Below are 3,295 nucleotides of genomic sequence, written 5' to 3' on the forward strand. Positions count from 1 at the left end.
GACTTGAAACCCTGCGTTCTAAGATTCATACGATCCGGGAAGAGCGTGGTGAATTACTTCAGCAGCAGGACCTGCTTATTGAACGCTCCCGGATGCGCAGCGCCGAGGAAGATCGCCTGATATCCCGAATCATAGCTGTTGAGAAGGATATCCATGAGAAAGATGAGGATATCACGGGGCTTACCACGGCATTATCACGGCTTACGGAGGAGAAGAAGGAACATGATAAGAAGATGGCAGCTCTTGACACAGATCTCTACAAAAAACGGGAAGAGCATGATCGTCTAATCAGGCAGATACGTGATCTTAAGGTAGAAATTGGAAGAAAAGAGGCACAACAACAGGCACAGGGACGGTTTAATCGTGCCATGGAAGCGGTTCTCGGAATGGATGGTGTCTATGGGACTGTTGGAGTTCTTGCAACTTCCCAACCTGAGTATGCACATGCACTGAGTATCGCTGCCGGAGGGAAGATCCATTTTGTCATTGTTGAAACCGATCAGATCGCCGCAGATGCCATCCGTTACCTGCAGGAGCATAAATTAGGGAGAGTGACCTTTCTTCCTCTGAATAAGCTCCGGCCAAAACCCCTTCCGCAACTGCCCCCGGGGTCTGATGTTCTTGGGTTTGCCCTTGACCTGCTCGACTATGATCCCAGATTTGATGCCGCATTCCGGGTAGTATTCGGATCAACTCTGGTGATTGATACCCTGGATCATGCACGAAAACGTATCGGCTCTTTTCGAATGGTCACTCTGGATGGATCACTTCTGGAACCATCCGGTACCATGACCGGCGGCAGCGTGAAAAAGGAAGCCGGCGGGTTTGGAACGAGTTCTATAGATGAGGTAAAACATCTCTCCTCACAGCTTGCCGTTCTCACCGCTGAAGAACAGGCATTATCCGAATCGCTGAAAGCTGATACTGCTGAACGTGATCTGGTCCAGAGCCGGAGGCTTGAGCTGGAGGGGGCACTTGTCAGGGCAAAAGGTCAACTGGAATCTGCAGAGTCTGCAAAGATCAATTTAATCGCTGAAAAGGAGTCTCTTGAAAAACAGCGCGAGGAGGCGTTACGTGGAGGAGGAGGTAGCCCTCTCGAACTGGAAGCGATTGAAGCAGCGATTCATGAGAAGAATCAGGCAATTTCAGATATTCAGAAAGCAATTCAGGAAATCACGGATCATTTATCGGAAACTGGTATTCCTCTGTTATATGAACAGCGTGAAGAAGCTGAGCGGCAGATTGCCGAAATCCAGAGAAGGCTTCATAATAAAGAGCAGGAGATTAACGAGATTCGGATGGAGATTGGATTTGCCAGGAAGAAGGTGGAAGAGGAACGTCAGCAGATGGAGCGTATCCGTGAGCAGATGAAACGATATGAGGAAGAGATCCGCGAATGTGAGGAGGGGATTGAAAAGAAGAAACAGGATATCAGCGATGCAGAGGCAATGGTTGCCCAGTTCTCCCAAGAGATAGACGATCTCCGGATAGAACGTTCTGTACTCTCCGAAAAAGCAGACTCCCTTGACCTGGAGGTCCGTGAACTGATCGGGAAAAAAGAGAGAATACTTCTTAGAATTGAGAGCATGGAAGAGAAATTGACTGCTCTGAAATCTGAAATTGCTGAGCTTGAAACAGAGGCCGGTGACTGCATCACTGATATGAGTGAGGAAGAGATTGAGGAACGTTCACAAACGGTACATCGTGAGCTTGAAAGGCTTGGTGATGTGAATATGCGTGCGATTGAGGAGTATGATCAGATTCATGCAGTCGTTTCTGAACGAATGTCCAGAATGGAAACACTTCAGCGTGAGATGAGTGATATCAAAGAACGGATTGAATTTTTCTCAAAGAAAAAATATGAAGCGTTCCATGAGGCATTTACTTCCATCGACTCTAACTTCCGGGATATTTTCTCAAGACTTACGATGGGCACCGGAGAACTTCGGCTTGAAAACCCTGATGATCCTTTTACCGGCGGTCTTTCGTTTGCGGTTCAGCCACGTGATAAAAAAGTGCATCACCTTTCAGCTCTCTCCGGAGGAGAAAAGTCTCTTACTACGCTGGCGTTCATTTTTTCGATCCAGAAGTATATACCAGCACCATTTTATGCATTTGATGAAGTGGATATGAATCTTGACGGGTCAAATGTGATGCGGATTGCTGAGATGATCCGGGAGTTGTCTGCAACATCACAATTCATTAATATATCACTACGAAAGCCGATGATTGATGCTGCGGACAGGATTCTGGGAGTAACAATCCGGCCGGATAAAACGAGCCTTGTCACCGGGGTGAGTATGGATGACGCATGATCCGGTTGAGATCCTGGTAAAGATGGCCGAGCGGGGCGAGATTGACCCCTGGAATATTGATATCACAGAGGTAACCGATCGGTTTTTTGCAGAGATGGAAAAGCAGGAGGTTTTGGATCTTCGTCTTTCGGCCAGGACCCTTTTGTATGCTGCAATTCTCCTTCGCATCAAGTCTGATTACCTGAAGGATCCATTCTTTGACGAGGATGATGGAGATACTGGTGAAGACCCTGATTTCACAGATGACAATGAGTCTGCACCACGGGTACATAATCCGGTTCAGTTGCTTGAGTATGAGATAGCTCGTCGTCTGGAACGGAAAAGTATGCGTAAACAGCCAATCACCCTGTACGACCTTATCAATCTGCTTCGTAATGCAGAAAAGGAGGAACGAAGACGGCAACGTGAAGTGTGGAGTCATGAGGGGCCTGTATATACTGAAGATGTCGTCTCAATTGCGCACGAAGAAGCGTATCAGGAGAATGCCATGGAAGTCCTCAACTGCTGCGTAGACTGTCTTTCTTCAGGGAGAAGCGTTACTCTGTCAGAGGTTGCAAACCGTTTGTCATGGCCGGTAGCTCATGTATTTATTCCGTTGCTCTTTCTCATGTATGAGGGGTACCTCGAGCTCCATCAGGACACGTTCTTTGGGGAGGTATATATCGAACCCAACGCGGCATCATTTGCGGCCATGCAAAATGGAGCAGGTTTAAGCACGACCTGAAAATGCGCTCTAGAGATACATGAGATCTCCGGAGTCCTCCTCATATATCGGTTTGGTGGATGAATACTCTAAAAATTGGGATGAGCGTTTATTTTTACATGAAATCGTCCTCTTATACCAAGCGGTCCAAAATCTCTTTGGGATATATGCACATGCTCCTTCAGTTACGTTATCTATATATGTGAATTCGATCAACTATTGTATCCCACACGCTTCCTGAACCATCAGGAGCCGGCGGCCGGGGAATGTGTTCCTG

2 protein-coding genes are annotated in these 3,295 nt (G+C 47.3%); both read left to right on the forward strand.

Going from position 1 to position 3,295, the window contains the following annotated elements:
* Window positions 1-2,315 (forward strand): SMC hinge domain-related protein (locus PLA23_RS11815; RefSeq protein ID WP_324475306.1); only part of this gene is annotated, 2,315 nt, incomplete at its 5' end.
* Entirely contained in the window at window positions 2,305-3,039 is a 735-nt protein-coding gene (locus PLA23_RS11820) for a segregation/condensation protein A (RefSeq protein WP_324329137.1), read from the forward strand. The genes PLA23_RS11815 and PLA23_RS11820, both read left to right, overlap by 11 nt.
* Window positions 3,040-3,295: the final 256 nt, after the last annotated feature.

This window comes from Methanospirillum sp. (assembly GCF_035406105.1).
Classification (GTDB): Archaea; Halobacteriota; Methanomicrobia; order Methanomicrobiales; family Methanospirillaceae; genus Methanospirillum.

What these genes read in the sequence shown, in the direction of transcription:
- PLA23_RS11820 (WP_324329137.1), top strand. Translation starts at nt 2,305, where the DNA reads ATGACGCATGATCCGGTTGAGATCCTGGTAAAGATGGCCGAGCGGGGC.